The organism is Pseudomonas sp. CFBP 8772 (genome assembly GCF_014841665.1).
Taxonomy (GTDB): Bacteria; Pseudomonadota; Gammaproteobacteria; order Pseudomonadales; family Pseudomonadaceae; genus Aquipseudomonas; species Aquipseudomonas graminis_B.
Map to the genome: position 1 here is coordinate 357,037 of NZ_JACYUI010000001.1, position 18,774 is coordinate 375,810.

An 18,774-nucleotide genomic window follows, 5' to 3' on the forward strand; every position below is an offset into this window, starting at 1 on the left:
TGGCAATCAGGCGGATATCTGCGAGGCCTCGCTCCACCCGACAAGGGTGGGGCGGGGTGGAGGTGGTTCATGCAACAGGCATCGGTTCAGCAACAGATCCAGCACGGCGGCAGCCTGCGCTTCAACGGGATCGGTAAAACCTTCCCCGGCGTGAAGGCGCTGTCGGACATCAATTTCGAAGCTCGGCCAGGCAGCGTTCACGCGCTGATGGGCGAGAACGGCGCGGGTAAATCGACGCTGCTGAAGATTCTCGGCGGCTCCTACCAACCCAACAGCGGCGATCTGCAGATCGGCGATCAGCACTTGGCGTTCAAATCCACTGCCGACAGCATCGCGGCCGGCGTGGCGGTGATTCACCAGGAACTGCATCTGGTCCCGGAAATGTCGGTGGCGGAAAACCTGCTGCTTGGTCACATGCCCAATCGCTGGGGCATGATCAACCGTCGGGCGATGGTCCGCCGCGCGCGGGAACTGCTCAAAGGCCTGGCCGACGAGATCGACCCGAACACGCGCCTGGGTGATCTGTCCCTGGGTCAACGGCAACTGGTGGAAATCGCCAAGGCCATGTCGCGCAATGCCCACGTCATCGCGTTCGACGAACCCACCAGCAGCCTGTCGGCGCGGGAAATCGATCGTCTGATGGCGATCATCACCCGGCTGCGTGATGAAGGCCGGGTCATTCTTTACGTTTCCCACCGCATGGAAGAAATCTTCCGCGTCTGCGACGCCGTCACCGTGTTCAAAGACGGCCGCTTCGTGCGCACCTTCGAGGACATGGCCGATCTGGACCATGATCGCCTGGTGACCTGCATGGTCGGGCGCGATATTCAGGACATCTATAACTATCGGCCGCGCCAGCATCAGGGGCCGAGCCTGCGGGTGACCGGTCTGATGGGTCCCGGCTTGCAGGAGCCCGCCAGTTTTGCCGTAGAGAAGGGCGAGATTCTCGGATTTTTCGGCCTGGTCGGTGCCGGTCGGACCGAGATGTTTCGCATGCTGTCGGGGCTGACGCGCAGTCAGGCCGGGACCTTGCAACTGGAAAGCAAGCCGCTGAACCTGCGTTCACCCCGTGACGCCATCGACGCCGGCATTCTGCTGTGCCCGGAAGACCGCAAGAAAGAAGGCATCGTGCCGCTCTCCAGTGTCGCCGAGAACATCAACATCGGCGCGCGGCCTCGGCACCTCAGCCTGGGTTGCCTGATCCAGGGGCGCTGGGAGCGGGACAACGCCCGGCACCAGATCAAATCGATGAACGTCAAGACGCCTTCGCCCGAGCAGCAGATGTTGTTCCTGTCGGGTGGCAATCAGCAGAAGGCCATTCTGGGCCGCTGGCTGTCGATGCCAATGAAGGTGCTGCTGCTGGACGAGCCCACCCGCGGCATCGACATCGGCGCGAAATCCGAGATCTATCAGATCATCCATAACCTGGCTGCCGATGGCATCGCGGTCATCGTGGTCTCCAGCGACCTGATGGAGGTGATGGGCATTTCCGATCGCATTCTGGTCATGAGTGAAGGCGCCATCACCGGCGAATTGTCCCGGGAAGAGGCTAATGAACAGCGTCTTCTGCAACTGGCATTGCCGCGTACGCGCGGTTGAACCTGGCTATCAAAACTGGCTATGAAAAATAAGAACGAGGTGCGTATGTCTACCGAATCCAGCCTGACGGCTCCCCGCCAAGGCATGAACTTGCGTCGATTCGTCGACGACTGGGCCATGCTCATGGCCGCCCTGGGCATTTTTGTGCTCTGTGCGCTGCTGATCGACAACTTCATGTCGCCGCTGAACATGCGCGGCCTGGGCCTGGCGATCTCCACGGTCGGCATCGCCGCCTGCACCATGCTCTACTGCCTGGCGTCCGGGCATTTCGACCTGTCGGTCGGTTCGGTGCTGGCATGCTCCGGGGTCATTGCCGGGATCGTCATTCGCGACACCGACAGCGTGTTTCTCGGCGTATCGGCTGCTCTGGCCATGGGTTTGCTGGTCGGGCTGATCAACGGCATCGTCATCGCGAAGTTGCGCATCAATGCGTTGATCACCACCCTGGCGACCATGCAGATCGTGCGGGGGCTGGCCTATATCTTCTCCAACGGTAAAGCCGTGGGCGTGGGCGACGAGGCCTTCTTCGTGTTCGGTAACGGTCAGCTGTTCGGTGTGCCGGTGCCGATTCTGATCACCATCGTCTGCTTTATATTCTTCGGCTGGCTACTGAACTACACCACCTACGGCCGCAATACCCTGGCCATCGGCGGCAACCAGGAAGCGGCGTTGCTCGCAGGCGTCCACGTCGACCGGACCAAGATCATCATCTTCGCCGTGCACGGTTTGATTGGTGCGCTGGCCGGTGTGGTGCTGGCCTCGCGCATGACCTCAGGTCAGCCAATGATCGGCCAGGGTTTCGAGCTGACGGTGATTTCCGCGTGCGTACTGGGCGGGGTTTCCCTCAGTGGTGGCATCGGCATGATTCGCCATGTCATCGCCGGGGTGCTGATTCTGGCGATTATCGAGAACGCCATGAACCTGAAGAACATCGACACCTTCTACCAATACGTGATTCGCGGCACGATCCTGCTGCTGGCGGTGATCATCGACCGGTTGAAGCGTCGCTGATTCGGAGTTTTCAGGCGTGCGCTGCGTAGGAAGAGGCCCTCCCCACACAGCGCAAGCCTGCTACGAACCCGCCTTACACCAGCTTCGAGGTCTCGAAGATCAACTTCATCGTCGCCTGGGCCAGCGACTGCGCTTCAACCCGTATCGTCTCCAGCTGCACTTTGGCCTCGTTGAACCGGGCGTCGTGATTGCGCACCTCAATGAGTTGCGTCAGTTGCAACGAGGCGTCGATGAGGCCATAGAGGTTACGGTGCAGTTGGTGGGTGACTTTGGTCAGATGGGGATAGACGTCCGGCTTCCCCTCAGGATCAATCACAGCCGCCATATTCATGACGTCCCCAGAAGATCGGTTGCCGCTCAGGACATAGTTGAGGTCGACACCGGCTTGCGCAATGCGAAGCAGATAATCGGCCTTGGGTGATCGAGTGCCGTTCTCGTAATTGCCCTGAGCGTTCGTCTCGACGCCACCAATCGCTCCCAATGCGCTCTGTGACAGCTTCAGTCTGTTGCGTTCCTGCCTGAGTCGCAGGCCTATGCCGTTCATGCGATCAACTCCATTTGACGATCCCTGACGTTAAGCAGCTGGTTGCGAATTCATGAATCGACTCGGCGCGAGAATGAGCAGATCAACGCAAACGGGTGCGGCTGATGAGGTTTAACCAACTCATACCGGGCCAGACAATACAACCATCTGGTTGGAATGTGGATCCAAACATACCGGTTTGTAGGATTATTCTCAAACAGTTGTACGATAACTGCCCGAATGAAGTGCTTTTATGTGGACTGTTCGGCGTTCTGAGCGGGGGGGGGGGCGAGGGAGCGAAGGGCGGTAAACAGCCGGGGCCTCTGCAGCCCCGGCGTCGATGCTCTCAGGAAGGGCAGTGGGCGTCGGGTTGACGCGCCCATTGCGTGGCGGTGCGGGCGATGGTGTCGGCCAGCGTTGACACGGCTTTCTGGTGCGCGATGACCAGATTTTCCATGCCGATGCCCGCCGGTTGCCTGATGACGCTGCTGCAGGTGAGGGTTTGCCGCTGGGTACCGGGCTCGGCCCCGATGCCTCGCAGGCTCAGGTTCCAGACGACATCGATCAGCGCATATTGATCCAGCACCGATTCAAAGCGACGTACGTCGGTCCGGACCGACAGCACCGGCTGATCACGTTGTTTGGGCAAGCCCGCCAAGTCCCGTGAGCCGAAGCGGCGCTCCAGTTGCCCGGTCAGGGCGTCATGGAACTCATCGCCCAATGGGGCGCCCCAACGCTCATTCTCCAAAATCGCCAGGCTGCCGTTGCCCTGGCGGATGACCAGCGGCGGCTGATCGACCTGAACCGCCATGAGCACCGCCTGCATTTCAAACTGGAACGGCGTCTGACCCACACTTGCAGGCGTCGGAGTGGCCGGCGCGATCAGCGTGTAATAGTGGGTCGGCGTGGAGGAGCAGGCCGTCACACCCAGCACACAGGTCAGGGCGAGGAATGAGTTACGCAAGGTCATTGAGCAGGCTCCGGAGCAATTTCACGGGAAGAGGATGATCCTTTGTACGAGCCGGGCGCCGCATCGCCGGTACGACCGCGAATCAGCGATTCAGGGTGACGGCTGAGGAAATCGGTCAACACACGGACCGAGCGCGCCGTGCGCTGGACTTCGTCCATGGCCTGACCCAGTTGCTGACGCGCAGGCGAGTCATCCGACAACGCTTCGTTGGCCGTACCCAGGGTTTTCTGCGCTTGCTGCAACGCGCCGCGCATCTGCGGCAACACATCGCTGTTGACCTGCTTCATGGTTTTCTGAAGTTCGATCAGGCTGCCGTTGAGATTCTTCGCCAGGTCGTCGAGGGGGATCTTGCCCAGTTTGTCGACGAACGCCTGCAACTGCTCCTGCAGTTTGTCGAAGCTGCCGGGCACCGTCGGGATCTCCAGCGGCCGCGCCTTGGCGTTGTAGGAAATCTTCGCCGCCTTGGGATCGAAATCCATCGCGACGTACAGCTGGCCGGTCAACAGGTTGCCGGTACGCACTTGCGCCCGCAGCCCGCGTTCGACGAACTTCCCGAGAATCCTTGAGGTCTGCTCTTCGTCATCGCCAGCGCCTGCCTGCTCTTTGAGCTTGTCATTGGCCGCACCGAGGCGCTGGGGATAAATGACTGCACCGACGATGCCGGGGAATGTGCCCGTGGCAGCGTCATAGTCGAGGTCCACCGACACCACACGGCCGATATTGACGCCGAGGAAATCCACCGGCGCATTGACCACCAGGCCGCGCAGCGACTGGTTGAAGCGCATGCGGATGTATTTGGGTTCGCCATCGGGCGGCGCCAGTGCCGTGGTCTGGTCTTCGAACAGTTTGAATTCGGCGTTGCCGTCGGCTGGCTTGGCGTCGGGGCTGTATTTGGGTTCGCGGAAGGCGATACCGCCGGAGAGGATCGACGCCATGGACTGGGTCGACACTTTCAGGCCCGAGGCGCCGAGGGTCACGTCCACGCCGCTGGCGTTCCAGAAGCGCGAGTCGGTGAGCACGAATTGATCATTGGGCGCGCCGACGAAGATTTCGACGTCGACGCCCTTGCCGTCCTTCGCCAGTTCGTAGGCCACGACCTGGCCCACCTGGATGCGGCGGAAGTACACCGGCGAGCCGATGTCCAGCGAGCCGAGGTCGTCGGTGTGCAGAATGAAGCGTTTGCCTTTCTCGCCGAAGGTCACGGCGGGCGGGGTTTCCAGGCCGGTGAAGTCTTTTTTGGTTTCTTCCGAGCTGCCCGCGTCGGCACCGATGAAAGCCCCCGACAACAGCGTGTCGACACCGGTGACGCCGTGGGCACCGATGCGCGGACGCACCACCCAGTACTGCGTATCGGCGCGGGTGAACGGCGCGGCCGACTGGTTCAGGTCGATGCTCGCCAGCACGTGGGTGCGGTCATCGCTGAGTTCGATGTCGGTGACGATGCCGATGACTACATTCTTGTACTTGACCTGGGTCTTCTTGGCTTCCAGGCCCTCTGCCGTGAGAAAGCTCACCACCACTTTGGGGCCGACGTTGAGGAAGTCATGAACCACCATCGACAGGCCGATCAGGGCCGCGACGATCGGCACCAGCCAGACCAGCGAAACGCGCATCTTGCGCGCTTTGACTTGCGGTCGAGTCGGCGGGGAGGGGGGTAGGGTGTTATCGGACATCTTCAACCTCTGCGTCCCAGATTAGCCGGGGATCGAACGTCATGGCGGCAAGCATGGTCATCACCACCACCAAACCAAAAAACAGAATGCCAAGGCGCGGCTCGATGGTGCTGAGCCCGCGAAACTGAACCAGGGCTGCCACCAGCGCGACCACCAGCACATCAAGCATGGACCAGTAGCCGATCAACTCAATGAAACGAAACAGCCGCGAACGTTCGCGCATCGCCCAGGTGCTGCGGCGCTGGCAGGTCACCAGCATCAGCCCCAGTACCAGAAACTTGATGCAGGGCACGACCACGCTGGCGATGAAAATCAGAATGGCGATGTCCCACGAGCCGCTTTCGGTGAACTCGATCACCCCGCTCATGATGGTGTTCTCGCTGCTGCTGCCCAGCATCGTCGTGTACATCACCGGCAACAGATTGGCCGGGATATAGAAGATCAGACCGGCGATCAGAAAGGCCCAGGTGCGCGTCAGGCTGTTGGGCTTGCGCCGATGCACGGGCGAGTTGCAGCGCGGGCATTCATGGGCCTCTTCCGCACAGACGTAACTGCACACGTGGCACAGGGTGATCTTGTACTCCCGAGCGTAGGGAATGCCGTTCATTCAGGTTCGACTCCCAGTTCATCCCACAGGCGGCGGATGTCCTTGCCGGCGATCAGCAGGATCAGCACCATCAGCATCGCCATGGCCCACAGGCCGACGCCTGCGTGCACATCGAGCATGCCCGCCAGTTTGACGATGGCCACCAGAATCCCCAGCAGGCATACCTCCAGCATGCTCCAGGGCCGCAGGTGTTCGAGGGTGCGCATGCACATTTTGAAGCCGGGGGCGATTTCGCCGCGATGGGCATGGGCCAGCACCCAGAACAACAAGGCGATCTGCAGTGCCGGGGCAAGAATGATGGCCAGCCCGGCGACCAGCGCGATCAGCGTGATCTGCCCCTGGGCCAGCGCCTGAACCGAACCCCACAGCGTCACCTCGTTGTGCAGGCCCTGCATGCTGATGGTGATGACCGGGAATACGTTGGCGAATATGAACAGAATGCAGGCCGCAATGCTCAGGGCGAGCAGTTGTTCGAGGGTCAGCCGGTGGCTGCGACGGAGGATCGCGGCGCAGCGCAGGCAATAGGCTGCCTCGCCCTTGTTCAGGGGCATGGACTCATAGACCGAGTCGCAGTGCTCGCAAATGATCCACTGATCACCGTGGCTATGGGGCTCGGCGATCATTGGCGCGGTCGGCTGCTCGGGGGCATGAGCCTGGCGGTGAGAAATGTCAGTCATCGGCGTGGGCGTCGCGGAATTCATGGGCGTGTTCGCGATAGATCGGCTGTTGTCGATTGCGCGCCTGTGGGGCGGGCGGGCAGCAGTACCCGGTCGGTGACGCGCAGGCTGGCATTATCGGAAATGAACGTCATCAAGGTGCGCCTGCGAAAAGACTTGAGAGATTGACCACAGTGCCATCATCGCGTTCGGTTATTTGTGGGCCCGGCAGCAATCTTCCAGGGGCTCGGTCACCGGTGAGGGTTGAAGACCCGTTCAGGGCGGTCGCCGAGCAGTGTACCGGCTGGACGTTAAACTCGCACTCGCCTGCGGTGGTAGACTCCCGCCACTTCAAACGAGGAGCGACAGACGTGCGCAAGATGGCAATGATGGTGGCGGTGTTGATGCTGGCGGGTTGTGATGGCGGCAAGCCCGCAACGCCCGCCCAGGTTCCGAGCACTGATTCGACCGCGGAAGCGCCGACGCCGGCTTCGCCGCAATGGACCATTCGTGTCCATTTGAAAGAAGCGCTGAGCGACATGACCTATTGGCTGGTCGAGCACCATTACCCGTCTTATGTGGTGAAGGTCGATGGCAGGGAAGTGGTGATGATCGGGCCGTTCGAGTCTCAGGCAGACGCCGAGAAGGCCAAGACAGAGATCGATGCCGCGATGGTCAAAGGCCACCGCCTGTCACAGCTGGAAGTGATCTCGCCTCGATCTTGAGGATGTAAAGCCGGTGGCATCAGGCGATGCCACCGGCCAAAGCGAGTCTGGCTACAGAATCAGACGTCGCTCATCAACGACGGCCCAGCAGCAGACCCACCACCAGACCGAAGCCTGCCGAGATCGCCACGGTCTGCCATGGGTGACCGCCGATGTAGTTTTCGGTGGCATCAACGGCTGGCTTGGCGCGTTCGCGCACGCTGCCCACCGATTCCATGGCCTGCTTGAGCTTCTGGCTCAATTGGGCGCGCACGGTGTCGGCTTCTTCGCCAACCAGCGAGGCGCTGTCCTTGAGCAGTTTATCGGACTCTTCAATGAGGGCGGCCAGTTCGCTGAACGCTTGATCCTTGATCTGTTCGACAGCGGCGTTCTGAGCAGCAGTTTTACGAGCCATGGCAAATTTCCTTTCAGTGGTTATAGCAGTGTGCAATGGAGTTTTGAGCGCCCCAAAAGTTGCAGCCCAATTCTGCCAGCGACCAAAAAGTACAACGAATGGGGTCGGGATTCACCGTCCGCGGGTGTAAGATGCTGACGTTTTTCGAGCCGGCCACCGGCTCCGTTTATGCGTTTCGTTTTGCACATCGAGGTACATACCATGAGCTACAACCTGGCCAACAAAACCCTTCCGGAACGCGCCGCCATCGAGGACGAAAAGTCTCGCCTGTTCGATCTGTGGCAGAGCAATCTGGGCAAGGCCAAGGCTGACGCCGCCCGGCTGATGGGCGAGCGGGCCAAGCGCAAGGGCAAATGGTCGGAGTGGGTGCGCGGCGAACTCGACGCCATGTCGCCGCCGGAGTACGCCAACATGGTGCGCGCCGAGGTCAATCGTCAGGTGGCAGCGGCGCGGGGCTGAGGCATTCGATCCCGCCCATTGTAGGACCGGCTTTAGCCGGGAAGAGGCCGGTCCTGGCGACGTTACTTTTGCCTGATTTTTGCGGTGTCGTGCCTCACGCCTTCCCGGCTAAAGCCGGTCCCACTAAAAGCGTAAAGCCGGTCACGCAGTCCGCCATCACCAACTGCCGCTGGCCGGTTTCGGCAGGCTCAGCGTGCCGCTGTCCTCAAAGCGCATCGTGCCGAACAGCCCGCCAGCCAGCTTGCCTTGCAGTTCGTAGGGCAGGTTGTCGAGGCGCTGCTGATCGGCGAGGCCCACCGCCTGGCGCAAGGCGGCAAAGGCTGAAACGGTGACCGGGACCGTCAGCACGCCTTCGGAGAACCGCCCGATCGTACCTTTCTGATCGCTGACGCCAGACGCCAGCAAGCGACCGTTGACGTCCAGATTCAGCGCCACGCCGTCGTACTGGATGTCGGTGTCATTGGGGTTCTGCAGGCGCAGCTTCACGGCGAAGCGAATTTCCAGATCCTGGCCGGGCAGGGGATCGATGCCCACCACGTTGATGTTCAGCGGGTCGCGGTTGGGAAACAGCGCGCAGGCACTCAGTGCCAGAACCATGGCCAGGCCGGCGAGGAGGGTGCGGATCGGGCGTAGCGGCATCGGTGACTCCCGTGGCAGGCAGCTGGGGCGCAACACGCCCCTTCAAACGTCCTGACGATTCAACTGTGCGACCTCGCGGGCCCCAAGAGGTTCTCCGGCAGGTTCTGCGCCAAGGTCTCCCCGAGAGCCGAGGGGTGGGTCCTGCAGCACCTTCAAGGTCGCGGCTTCCGGGTCGAACTCAGTCAGCTCCGGCTCCTGGTACTCCTCCGGCAGGAAGATATTGAGGATGATCGCGCAGAACGCGCCCACGGTGATGGGCGATTCGAAGATGTTGTGCAGCGCCTTCGGCAGGTCGCGCAAGACTTCCGGCACGGCAGCGACGCCCAGGCCCATGCCCAGGGAAATCGCCACGATCAGCATATTGCGCCGATGCAGGCCGGCCTCCGACAGGATCTTGATCCCCGCCACCGCGACCGTGCCGAACATGATCAGGGTCGCGCCACCCAGCACCGGCTTCGGCATCAGTTGCAGCACGGCGCCGATGATCGGAAACAGGCCCAGGAGCACCAGAATCCCGGCGATGAAAAACGCCACATAGCGGCTTGCCACACCGGTCAGCTGAATAACCCCGTTGTTCTGCGCGAAGGTCACCATGGGCAGGCTGTTGAAGGTCGCGGCCAGCGCCGAATTCAGGCCGTCCGCCAGCAGCCCTGATTTGATCCGGCGGATGTACACCGGTCCGCTCACCGGCTGCCGGGAAATCATAGAGTTGGCGGTGAGGTCGCCGGCGGCCTCCAGCGGCGACACGAGAAAGATCACCGCGATCGGGATGAACGCCAGCAGATCGAAGGAAAACCCGTATTTGAACGGCACCGGCAGGCTCATCACCGGCACGTGGGGCATCTGCGCGAAATCCACTCGACCCATAAGCCACGCGACCGCGAAGCCCAGGGTCAGGGCGATGATGATCGCGCTCAGGCGCAGTAACGGAATATTGAACCGGTTGAGCACCACGATGGTGATCAGCACCAGACCGGCCAGGCCCATGTTCGCCGCTGAGCCCAGGTCGCTGGCGCCGAAGCCGCCGGCCATGTCAGTCATGGCCACTTTCAACAGCGACAGCCCCATCAGGGTGATGATCGTGCCCGTGACCACCGGGGTGATCAGCTTGCGCAACTTGCCGATGAACTGGCTGAGGGCGACCTCGACAAACGCTGCGCAAAAGCACACGCCGAAGATCGTCGAAAGTATTTCATCGGTGCCGCCGCCGCGGCTCTTGACCATAAACCCGGCGCTGAGAATCACGCTGAGGAAGGAAAAGCTGGTGCCCTGCAGGCACAGCAGCCCCGAGCCGATCGGGCCGAAGCGTTTGGCCTGAACAAAGGTGCCCAGCCCGGAGACGAACAGCGCCATGCTGATCAGGTAGGGCACTTCGCTGTCGAGCCCGAGCACGCCGCCAACGATGAGGGTGGGGGTGATGATGCCGACGAAACTGGCCAGCACGTGCTGCAACGCCGCGAAGATCGCGGCGGTGAAATGCGGCCGGTCTTCAAGCCCGTAGATGAGGTCGGAGGGTGCAGGCATGGCGGTCGATCGCAGGGGAAAAGGGCGCGCAGGATGCCAGAAAACGCTACGCAGGTCTGCGGGCAGCGTCGGGTTGTTCGCAGGCGAATCCTCACGGCGCTGAACCATCTTTTGCCGTGAGCCTCCATAGTATTGACCGCCAGTGCCCACCGTCATTAGCCTGTCGGTTTATTCCGCAGTATCTCTGGACAAGGAGGTTTTTACTGAGGCGTCACGATGATCGAGAGCACGGCACAGCAGTTTCCGTTGAGTGAGTCGCAAATCGCATTGATAGCCCGGGCGCTGGCTGACAGCCGCCGCTTCCGGATACTGGTTCAGATTGGCAACAGCGAACAGGCGCTGCCCTGCGCCGAGGTGCTGAAGGTCAATCCGGTCAGCGCCGCTACCGTTTCCCACCACACCAAAGAGCTCGAGCGCGCCGGCCTCATCGCCACCCTGCGCGAGGGCAAATACGCCAGCTTCATGATTCAGCGAGAGGTCCTCCACGCCTACGCCCAGCAGTTGATGCAGATCTAGCGTGTGCCGCTTGGTACCGATCGAATGTCAGCGCCCGCACTGGCCCCTTCCCGGCTAAAGCCGGTCCTACGATGGCATCGCATGCATCCAGCAGGATTGGCATTGACTGTAGGACCGGCTTCAGCCGGGAAGGCGCCAGTACCGGCGGCCTCAATGTTGAGTCCAGCCGGGGACAGATTCATTTACGATGAAGCGCTGTAAATAAATCAGTCCCCTTTGCCACGTACGCCCAGCAGTTGATGCAGATCTAGCGTGCGCCGCTTGGTACCGATCGAATGTCAGCACCCGCACTGGCCCCTTCCCGGCTAAAGCCGGTCCTACGATGGCATCGCATGCATCCAGCAGGATTGGCGTTGACTGTAGGACCGGCTTCAGCCGGGAAGGCGCCAGTACCGGCAGCCTCAATGTTGAATCCAGCCGGGGACAGATTCATTTACGATGAAGCGCTGTAAATAAATCAGTCCCCTTTGCCCCTGGTCCCCTTTGCCCTGCTTTGCCACTCGCTCTGTCACTCTCTGCCACCGAGCCGGCCGCGATCCTGTGGGAGCGAGCTTGCTCGCGAAGGCTTGCTCTCACCCACCGAAGAAAGTAGCTGACTGCTCCGGCCCCTTCCTGAGCAAGCTCGGTCCCACAGGTTCGGTGGCGTGCCGAAGATATCGGGCGACACCCCGCTGAACTCCCACGTCCCCCGCGAACTCTGAACCCACAGATCACTTCCGATCCACGGGGACGAGTCATGGCGATCAGCGGCGTGCAGGCAGGAGCGGCAGACAGCAAAGGGGAGGTGTTCGAAACGGATCTCCCGGCCCGGCTCGATCGTCTGCCGTGGGGGCGCTTTCACACGTTGCTGGTCTTCGCGCTGGGCATCACCTGGCTGCTCGACGGGCTCGAAGTGACGCTGGCGGGCTCGGTGTCCGGGGCGTTGAAAGACAGCCCCGTCCTGCACCTGACCAACGCCGACATCGGTCTGGCCGGCGGCGCCTACATCTGCGGCGCGGCCCTGGGCGCGGTCGGCTCCATCGTGCTGCTGGACGCCCCGTGGGTCGGCGCGGACATGGGCTGGCGCCTGTGTTTCGGCATCGGCGCGGTGCTCGGCCTGATCATTCTGCTGATGCGCCTGTGGCTGCCGGAAAGCCCGCGCTGGTTGCTGATCCATGGTCAGGGCGAGGAGGCGAGGGTGATCGTGGAAGGCATCGAAGAACGCCTGCGTCGCCAGGGCCATGACCTGTCAGCGCCAACGGGCCCGCCCTTGCGTCTGCACGCGAGGGACCACACGCCGCTGAAAGAGATTTTCCATACGCTGTTCAACACCTACCGCCGTCGCGCCTTGGTGGGCCTGACGTTGCTGACCGCCCAGGCGTTCTTTTACAACGCGATTTTCTTCACCTACGCGCTGGTGCTCACCGAGTTCTACCAAGTGCCGTCCGCCTCGATCGGCTGGTACGTGCTGCCGCTGGCGTTGGGCAATTTCTGCGGGCCCTTGCTGCTGGGCCGGCTGTTCGATGTGGTCGGTCGGCGGGTGATGATCAGCCTGACCTACGCCGTGTCCGGGGTCCTGCTGACCATTAGCGGCTATCTGTTCCAGCAGGGCGTTCTGGATGTCACGCAGCAGGCCATCGCCTGGATGATCATTTTCTTCTTCGCCTCGGCAGCGGCCAGTTCGGCGTATCTCACCGTCGCCGAAACCTTTCCGCTGGAGATCCGCGCGCTGGCCATCGCCGTGTTCTATGCGTTCGGCACGGCGCTGGGCGGCATTGTCGGCCCGACGCTGTTCGGCCAGCTGATCGACACCCATGAGCGGGGCCCGGTGTTTTTCGGCTACCTGATTGGCGCCGCGCTGATGGTGCTGGCCGCCGTGGTGCAGGCGATCTGGGGCGTGGCCTCCGAGGGTAAATCCCTCGAAGAAGTGGCGCGGCCGTTGTCCCAGGCCCACGACTGACCCCGGCAGGCTGTCGGCGATTGGTCAGTTTTGTTCAATCGCCCGCTCGTGCACCCTTCGTACACTCAACCCACAGTCAATAAGGTGGGAGACGTGCAATGAACCTGATGATGTCCATGGCGGCGTTCGCGCTGGCGGCGTCGATATCGCCGGGCCCTGTGAATGTCGTGGCGCTCAGTTCGGGCGCGCAGTTCGGCTTGATCCCCAGCTTGCGCCACGTGCTCGGCGCGACGGTGGGGTTCGTCGTGCTGCTGATGTTCACCGGGTTCGGCCTGCATGAAGTGCTGCAGCGCTACCCGATGCTGACCGACATCATTCGCTGGGCCGGGGTGGCGTTTCTGCTCTATCTGGCGTGGAAGCTGGCGATGGACGACGGCCGCCTCGACGTCACCAGACCGACCCGCGAGCCGTCGTTTTTCCATGGCGCGGCGATGCAGTGGCTGAACCCGAAAGCGTGGCTGGCGGCGGTGGCGGGAATGGGCGCATTCGTGGCCGATGGCGAAGCGCGACTGATCGGTCTGTTTGCGCTGATTTACTTCGTCGTGTGCTACCTGTCAGTGGGCTGCTGGGCCTACGCTGGCGCTTTTCTCGGCCCTTACTTGCGCAGCCCTGGGCGCATTCGCGTGTTCAACCGCAGCATGGCGGCGCTGTTGGCAGGCTGCGCGGTGTCGCTGTTTTACGTCTGAGCCCTCCCTTGCGAGCAGCAACCGCTGATCAGGGCTTGTACTGACCCGGCGTTGCCGCCAGATGCTTTTTGAACGCCCGCTGAAAGTGCGCCTGATCAGCAAAACCGCTCTGCTGCGCGATGTCGGCGATGGGCTCGCCGCTGCGCAATTGCGCCTGGCCGTGCTGGATGCGCCGGTTGACCAGCCAGGCGTGCGGGGTCATGTGGTAATGCTGCTCGAACGCACGAATCAGGTAGGCCTCGGACAGATTCGCCACCGCGCACAGGTCCTCCAGCCGGATCGGCTGCAGATAATGCGCATCAATGTAACGCGCCGCACGTTCGACCTTGGGATTGGCCCGTTTGGGCGTCAATGTCGAGCCGCCCAGGCGCTGTTCGACCAGGGTGAAAAACCTCACAGCGGCCTCCTGTTTTGCCAGCGTGTCCAGCTGCGCATCCACCAGCCGCCGGTGCAGCTCCAGCAGCCCGTTGAACAACAGCGGGTCACGACAATGGGTGGCCGGATATCCTCGAAACACGCCGCCGTTGCTGACCCCGCAATCGCGCTGAAGCGCCCCCAGCCACTGGGCGTTGACGTACAGCATCAGGTAGGACCACGGCTGATCGTCGATAGGGTTGCAGGCATGGACCTCGCCGGGGTTCATCACCACAACGGTGCCGGTGGTGATGGTCTGGGTGGTTTTCTCGTGCAGATAGGTGCTTTGCCCGGCGGTGATTGCGCCGATGGAAAACACGTCGTGGGCGTGACGGGAATAGCAGACCTTGCGGCCGTCATCAATGGACCGCGCCTCGATGAAAGGCAACTGAGCGTCCCGCCAGAACACCGGTTGATCAAGACGTTTCAACGGGTTCTGGCAGGTCATTTCAACTCATCCCTTGTCGCGTTTGCAGCTGTGAAAGAGGTCCAGCGCCGGCTGGTATTCGGTGGTGGTGACGCCGAGCAAGCCTAGCACCGAATGAAACAGGTAGTCATGGCTCAAGTCCGGCTGGTCTTGCTTGGCGGCCAGGCAGCTGCGATCGACGCTGGCGTCTTCCAGGGTCGAGTGGCCGAACCACATCACCATCGGCACGTGGGTCTGGGCCGTCGGAGCGATGGCGTAGGGCGCGGCGTGCAGGTAGATGCCGTTTTCACCGAGTGACTCACCGTGGTCCGAGACATAGATCATCGACGCATCGACCTTGTCCTGATTGCGCTTGAGCAACTCGATGGTCTGCGACAGGAAATGGTCGGTGTAAAGAATGGTGTTGTCGTAGACGTTTTTCAGCTCGTCGGACGTGCAACTGCCCAGCTGATTGGTGTGGCAAACGGGGGTGAAGCGCTCAAGGCTTTTGGGGTAGCGGTCGTAGTATTCCGGACCGTGGCTGCCATCGGAGTGGAGGACGATGATGGCGTTGCCCTGAAGCGAGTCGATGTAGTCCTGCAAACCCACCAGCAGCGATTCGTCGAGGCAGTTCTGGCCGTCGCAGAACGGGCTCGGCTGGTTTTTCGGAATGTCACTGTGGGGCACCCGCAGGCAGGTGCCCTTGCAATCGCTGTTGTTGTCCAGCCACAGCACCTTCAGGCCGGCGCGCTGAAGCATGTCCAGCAGACCCTCGTAGGTCTTGCCCTTCTTGTCGCTGTAATCGGTGCGCGGAAACTTCGAAAACAGGCACGGCACTGACACGGCAGTGGAGGTGCCGCACGAGGCCACGTGGGTGAAATTGAGAATGTCCTGCTGCTTCAGTTCCGGGTTGGTTTCCCGCCCGTAACCGTTGAGGGAGAAGTGGTCGGCCCGGGCCGTTTCGCCGACGACGAAGATCATCAGGCTTTTTTTCGGCCGCTGTTGCGCTTGCGGGCTGAGGGCGGCGTCGGCGCCGACGGTCTGGATGTTCAGGGTCTCTTTGATGGCCACGGTCTGCTTGGTCAGCTTGCCGATGGCGTAGAGGTAGTTGGTCGGATTGATGAAGTGGGTGAGCTTGTCTTCATCGCGAAAGATCGGCGCGTAGGTCGAGTAGAAGGGCCCGACGGCGGCAGCGATCACCAGCACACAGCCAACGCACACCAGCACCTTGTTGACCAGCCCGGGCAGCACGGGGCGATAGGTCACCGGCAGCCACCAGATCAGTGCAATCGGCAGCACGCCCAGCAGGCCCAGGTAGAAAAGCAGCGTGCCGCTCAACAGGGCCTCGGCCTCGCCAGGATTGGTTTCGAGCACGTTCTGCATCATCGTCGTGTCGATGCTGATGCCGTAGGTGTTCATGAAATAGGCGGCGGCGGCCGAGCACAGCGCGACCAGGCTGAGCACCGGTTTGAGCGTCGGGCGGAAGGAGAAGGGCGTCAGCAGCAGGGTGATCGCGGCCCACAACAGGAAGGCAAACGAGGCATAGAACGCGATGGCTTTGACGCCTTGCAGCTGCGCCAGATCAACCAGTGCGCGCCAAGTCGCCAGGTTGTAAAACACCACCAGACACAGGGAAAACAGCATCACCAGACGGGTGGACGTGACCGGTTTGACCATCGAATTCAGTTCCGTATAAGGGGCCGCGCAGTGCCGGGTGTGCGGGTTCACCAGGCCGCTCCATCCGGGGTGCCGAGACGTCCGCAGCGCGAGTCGATGGCTGCTGGAAGGGGGAGGCGGGGACAGATCGCGCGGAGTTTTCCAAAACGATTGTGAAGGCTTTGTGAAATGTCCGAGGCAGCGGCTTTCGGGGCCTGAATACAGGTTGCCCAGGCGGTAATGCGCTCGCGGTGGCCTGCAACTACTGCCCCGCGATCACCTTGTCGACCGTGCCTTCCTGCTTGAGCCGGGCAAATGCAGCGGCGATTCGCTGGACCGTTTCGTCCGGCGTGCTGGCGCTGAGGGCCACGTACAGACCTTTGGACAGTTCGTCGAGTGTGTAGACGCTTTCAAGGTCCTCGAACGCGATCTGCAGATCGGCACACTGCTCCCGCGCTTCGCGCTCGGGCATGGGAATCAGCTCGACCTGGCCGCTGATCAGTTTGCGCAGGTTGTCCAGATTATTGGGCGAGACCACCATCCTGTTGAAACCCTTGCCCTCCAGGTACTGCTGCCGCGAATCGTCACGCACGACCCCGACGGTGTAGTGGCTGGCGTCCTCCAGGGCGTTGACGACCAAATCCCGGCGCTCGCGGAGTTTGTAAAACGACGGTGTGACGTGTTCCAGCTCGCCGACCCACTTGAACAGCGCCTCACGTGCGCTGTTGCGAATCATCGGGTAGATCAGCACGTTCGCTTCGAGCCGGGCGATGTCATAGGCCCGCGCCCAGGGATAGAGCGCCATGTGGTAGTCGCTGATGCCCGCCTTGGCGAGGGTCATCTCGACCACTTCACTGGCGACCCCGACCACCTTGTCGCCCTCAAGTGCGCTGTACGAGGAGTCTTCGGTGACCACTTGCAGCGTCGTGGCGCTGGCGTTCAGACCCACGAACAGCATCAGGAAAGCGGCCAGAACGCTGCGCTGACAATGATTATTTCCCATGGCATCCCTCTCGGTTCAGATCACACAGCGGTCCCGGCCCTGGCTTTTCGCCCGGTACAGCGCCCGGTCGGCACTCTGCAGCAGTTGATCGAAGTGCTCCATGTTCGCCGGATCGAGCTCGGCCACGCCGATGCTCAGGGTCACGAAAGGCGAGACCGGTGAAGCGCTGTGCACCAGTTGTTGCCGGTGCAGCAGGGCGCGCAGGCGATCGGCCGACGCCAGCGCCTGTTGATCATCCTGGCCCGGCAGCAGCACGGCGAATTCTTCACCGCCGAGCCGCGCCACCAGTTCGCCGGAACGCGAGAACAGCGCGCTCATGGCCAGCGCCACATCGCGCAGGCATTGATCGCCCCTGGCATGGCCGTAGGTGTCGTTGTAACGCTTGAAGAAATCGATGTCGCACATCAGCACCGACAGCGGGTGGCGATGACGCAAGGCGCGATTGAATTCCAGCTCCTTGAGCTCGTCGAAATGGCGGCGGTTGGCAAGGCCCGTGAGCGGGTCGAAGCGGGTCAGGGCTTCCAGTCGCGTGTTCGCGGCCTTGAGCTGTGCGGTGCGCTGCTCGACCAGTTCGGCGAGTTGGTCGCGGCTGGCGGCCAGGGCGATTTCGTCATGGGCCTGACGCTCCAGGTGCGCGGCCAGTTTGTCTTGCAGGTCATTGACGCCCGCTTCGAGGAGGTCGAGTTCGTCACCCCCCTTGCCGCGACGGTCCAGGGTCAGATGCGTCTTCAGGTTGAGCGGCGTCAGGTGTTCGAGGTGCCGGGCAATGCGCCGCACGTGCAGGGTCACCGAGCGGTTGAACATGCCCATGATCAGCCCGGCGAGCGCCAGGGACTGGATGATCTGGGTGACCATGATGACCGCGACTTCTTTCCACAGGCGTTTCCACAGCAGGCTTTCGTCGCCTTCGATGGTCAGCTCGCCGACCACTTCGCGGGCGCCGGGGTAGGGCGCGATGGTCAACTGCCGATGCAGCGTCGGGGCGCGGATCGAGCCGGTGTGGCCGGGGTGCTGGCGCTCCAGAATTTCCGGGGCGCGGCCGGGCCGCAGGATCTTCAGCTGGACCCGGCCCACCGGCGCCGCCGTGGCCACGCTGTCGATCTGGGTCTGCAGCGCCTGATCATCCATCTCCCATACGGCCTTGGACAGCGTGCCCTGGAACACCTGATCGATCAGGGTCAGCTCGGCGTTCATGTTCGCCAGGTTGGTGTTCCAGGCGAACCAGGTGCGCACCAGCACCGTCGCCGCCGTGAACAGCACGCAAAACGCCAGCGTCGCCAGCACCAGACGCCGCGCCAGCGAACCGGTGCGCTGTCCGCTGCGCGGGGGCGGATGTGGTGCGCCGGGTGGATCGGAAGGCGTTTCGCTCTGCAT

At 62.1% G+C, this 18,774-nt stretch carries 19 protein-coding genes; 7 read left to right on the forward strand and 12 right to left on the reverse strand.

Features of this window, described 5'->3' with window-relative positions:
• Positions 1-69: 69 nt before the first annotated feature.
• Together araG and araH are read left to right on the forward strand one after the other, a co-directional pair.
• Positions 70-1,599 (forward strand): L-arabinose ABC transporter ATP-binding protein AraG, encoded by a 1,530-nt coding sequence (araG, locus tag IFT99_RS01535; protein WP_192130188.1) that lies wholly within the window; start codon positions 70-72, stop codon positions 1,597-1,599.
• Between the two features lie 45 nt (positions 1,600-1,644).
• Positions 1,645-2,610, forward strand: a complete 966-nt coding sequence (gene araH, locus IFT99_RS01540) for an L-arabinose ABC transporter permease AraH (RefSeq protein ID WP_065988753.1) — start codon at positions 1,645-1,647, stop codon at positions 2,608-2,610.
• A gap of 73 nt (positions 2,611-2,683) precedes the next feature.
• Here the strand turns inward: araH and IFT99_RS01545 are convergent, their stop codons facing one another.
• From IFT99_RS01545 to IFT99_RS01565, 5 genes are all read right to left on the reverse strand, one after another.
• Positions 2,684-3,154, reverse strand: a complete 471-nt coding sequence (locus IFT99_RS01545; RefSeq protein ID WP_192130189.1) for a helix-turn-helix domain-containing protein — start codon at positions 3,152-3,154, stop codon at positions 2,684-2,686.
• Positions 3,155-3,479: 325 nt separating this feature from the next.
• Positions 3,480-4,103, reverse strand: a complete 624-nt coding sequence (locus IFT99_RS01550) for a PqiC family protein (protein WP_192130190.1) — start codon at positions 4,101-4,103, stop codon at positions 3,480-3,482.
• On the reverse strand, positions 4,100-5,776 hold the full coding sequence (locus IFT99_RS01555) for a PqiB family protein (protein ID WP_065988560.1): 1,677 nt from the start codon (positions 5,774-5,776) through the stop codon (positions 4,100-4,102). The genes IFT99_RS01550 and IFT99_RS01555 overlap by 4 nt, the downstream gene beginning before the upstream one ends.
• Positions 5,766-6,383 (reverse strand): paraquat-inducible protein A, encoded by a 618-nt coding sequence (locus IFT99_RS01560; protein WP_192130191.1) that lies wholly within the window; start codon positions 6,381-6,383, stop codon positions 5,766-5,768. Before IFT99_RS01560 ends, IFT99_RS01555 begins: the two co-directional genes overlap by 11 nt.
• Entirely contained in the window at positions 6,380-7,006 is a 627-nt protein-coding gene (locus IFT99_RS01565; protein ID WP_192130503.1) for a paraquat-inducible protein A, read from the reverse strand. Before IFT99_RS01565 ends, IFT99_RS01560 begins: the two co-directional genes overlap by 4 nt.
• A 404-nt stretch (positions 7,007-7,410) precedes the next feature.
• Here IFT99_RS01565 and IFT99_RS01570 point away from each other — a divergent pair, with 404 nt between their 5' ends.
• Entirely contained in the window at positions 7,411-7,764 is a 354-nt protein-coding gene (locus IFT99_RS01570) for an SPOR domain-containing protein (RefSeq protein WP_065988558.1), read from the forward strand.
• A 73-nt stretch (positions 7,765-7,837) separates the two neighbouring features.
• Here the strand turns inward: IFT99_RS01570 and IFT99_RS01575 are convergent, their stop codons facing one another.
• Positions 7,838-8,158: a DUF883 family protein gene (locus IFT99_RS01575; RefSeq protein WP_065988557.1), complete on the reverse strand. Its 321-nt coding sequence runs from the start codon at positions 8,156-8,158 to the stop codon at positions 7,838-7,840.
• 201 nt (positions 8,159-8,359) lie between these two features.
• Between IFT99_RS01575 and IFT99_RS01580 the strand changes: the two genes are divergently transcribed.
• Entirely contained in the window at positions 8,360-8,617 is a 258-nt protein-coding gene (locus IFT99_RS01580) for a hypothetical protein (RefSeq protein WP_065988751.1), read from the forward strand.
• 156 nt (positions 8,618-8,773) lie between these two features.
• Here the strand turns inward: IFT99_RS01580 and IFT99_RS01585 are convergent, their stop codons facing one another.
• Both IFT99_RS01585 and IFT99_RS01590 read right to left on the reverse strand, forming a co-directional pair.
• Positions 8,774-9,256 (reverse strand): LEA type 2 family protein, encoded by a 483-nt coding sequence (locus tag IFT99_RS01585; protein WP_192130192.1) that lies wholly within the window; start codon positions 9,254-9,256, stop codon positions 8,774-8,776.
• Between the two features lie 42 nt (positions 9,257-9,298).
• Complete coding sequence (locus IFT99_RS01590; protein ID WP_192130193.1) at positions 9,299-10,780, reverse strand: nucleobase:cation symporter-2 family protein; 1,482 nt, start codon at positions 10,778-10,780, stop codon at positions 9,299-9,301.
• A 216-nt stretch (positions 10,781-10,996) separates the two neighbouring features.
• Between IFT99_RS01590 and IFT99_RS01595 the strand changes: the two genes are divergently transcribed.
• From IFT99_RS01595 to IFT99_RS01605, 3 genes are all read left to right on the forward strand, one after another.
• Positions 10,997-11,296 carry an ArsR/SmtB family transcription factor gene (locus IFT99_RS01595; RefSeq protein ID WP_065988555.1) on the forward strand — a complete coding sequence of 100 codons (300 nt, stop codon included), beginning with the start codon at positions 10,997-10,999 and terminating at the stop codon, positions 11,294-11,296.
• Between the two features lie 736 nt (positions 11,297-12,032).
• Positions 12,033-13,235 carry an MFS transporter gene (locus IFT99_RS01600; RefSeq protein ID WP_192130194.1) on the forward strand — a complete coding sequence of 401 codons (1,203 nt, stop codon included), beginning with the start codon at positions 12,033-12,035 and terminating at the stop codon, positions 13,233-13,235.
• A 98-nt stretch (positions 13,236-13,333) separates the two neighbouring features.
• Positions 13,334-13,921, forward strand: a complete 588-nt coding sequence (locus tag IFT99_RS01605; RefSeq protein WP_192130195.1) for a LysE family translocator — start codon at positions 13,334-13,336, stop codon at positions 13,919-13,921.
• Between the two features lie 28 nt (positions 13,922-13,949).
• On the opposite strand, the gene IFT99_RS01610 is transcribed toward IFT99_RS01605, so the two are convergent.
• From IFT99_RS01610 to IFT99_RS01625, 4 genes are all read right to left on the reverse strand, one after another.
• Complete coding sequence (locus tag IFT99_RS01610; RefSeq protein WP_192130196.1) at positions 13,950-14,783, reverse strand: AraC family transcriptional regulator; 834 nt, start codon at positions 14,781-14,783, stop codon at positions 13,950-13,952.
• 6 nt (positions 14,784-14,789) lie between these two features.
• Positions 14,790-16,418, reverse strand: a complete 1,629-nt coding sequence (locus tag IFT99_RS01615; RefSeq protein WP_192130504.1) for a phosphoethanolamine transferase — start codon at positions 16,416-16,418, stop codon at positions 14,790-14,792.
• Between the two features lie 241 nt (positions 16,419-16,659).
• Positions 16,660-17,400 carry a substrate-binding periplasmic protein gene (locus tag IFT99_RS01620; protein ID WP_192130197.1) on the reverse strand — a complete coding sequence of 247 codons (741 nt, stop codon included), beginning with the start codon at positions 17,398-17,400 and terminating at the stop codon, positions 16,660-16,662.
• Positions 17,401-17,415: 15 nt separating this feature from the next.
• The gene (locus IFT99_RS01625; protein WP_192130198.1) at positions 17,416-18,774 is read right to left on the reverse strand and encodes a GGDEF domain-containing protein; all 1,359 of its coding nucleotides are present in this window, start codon (positions 18,772-18,774) and stop codon (positions 17,416-17,418) included.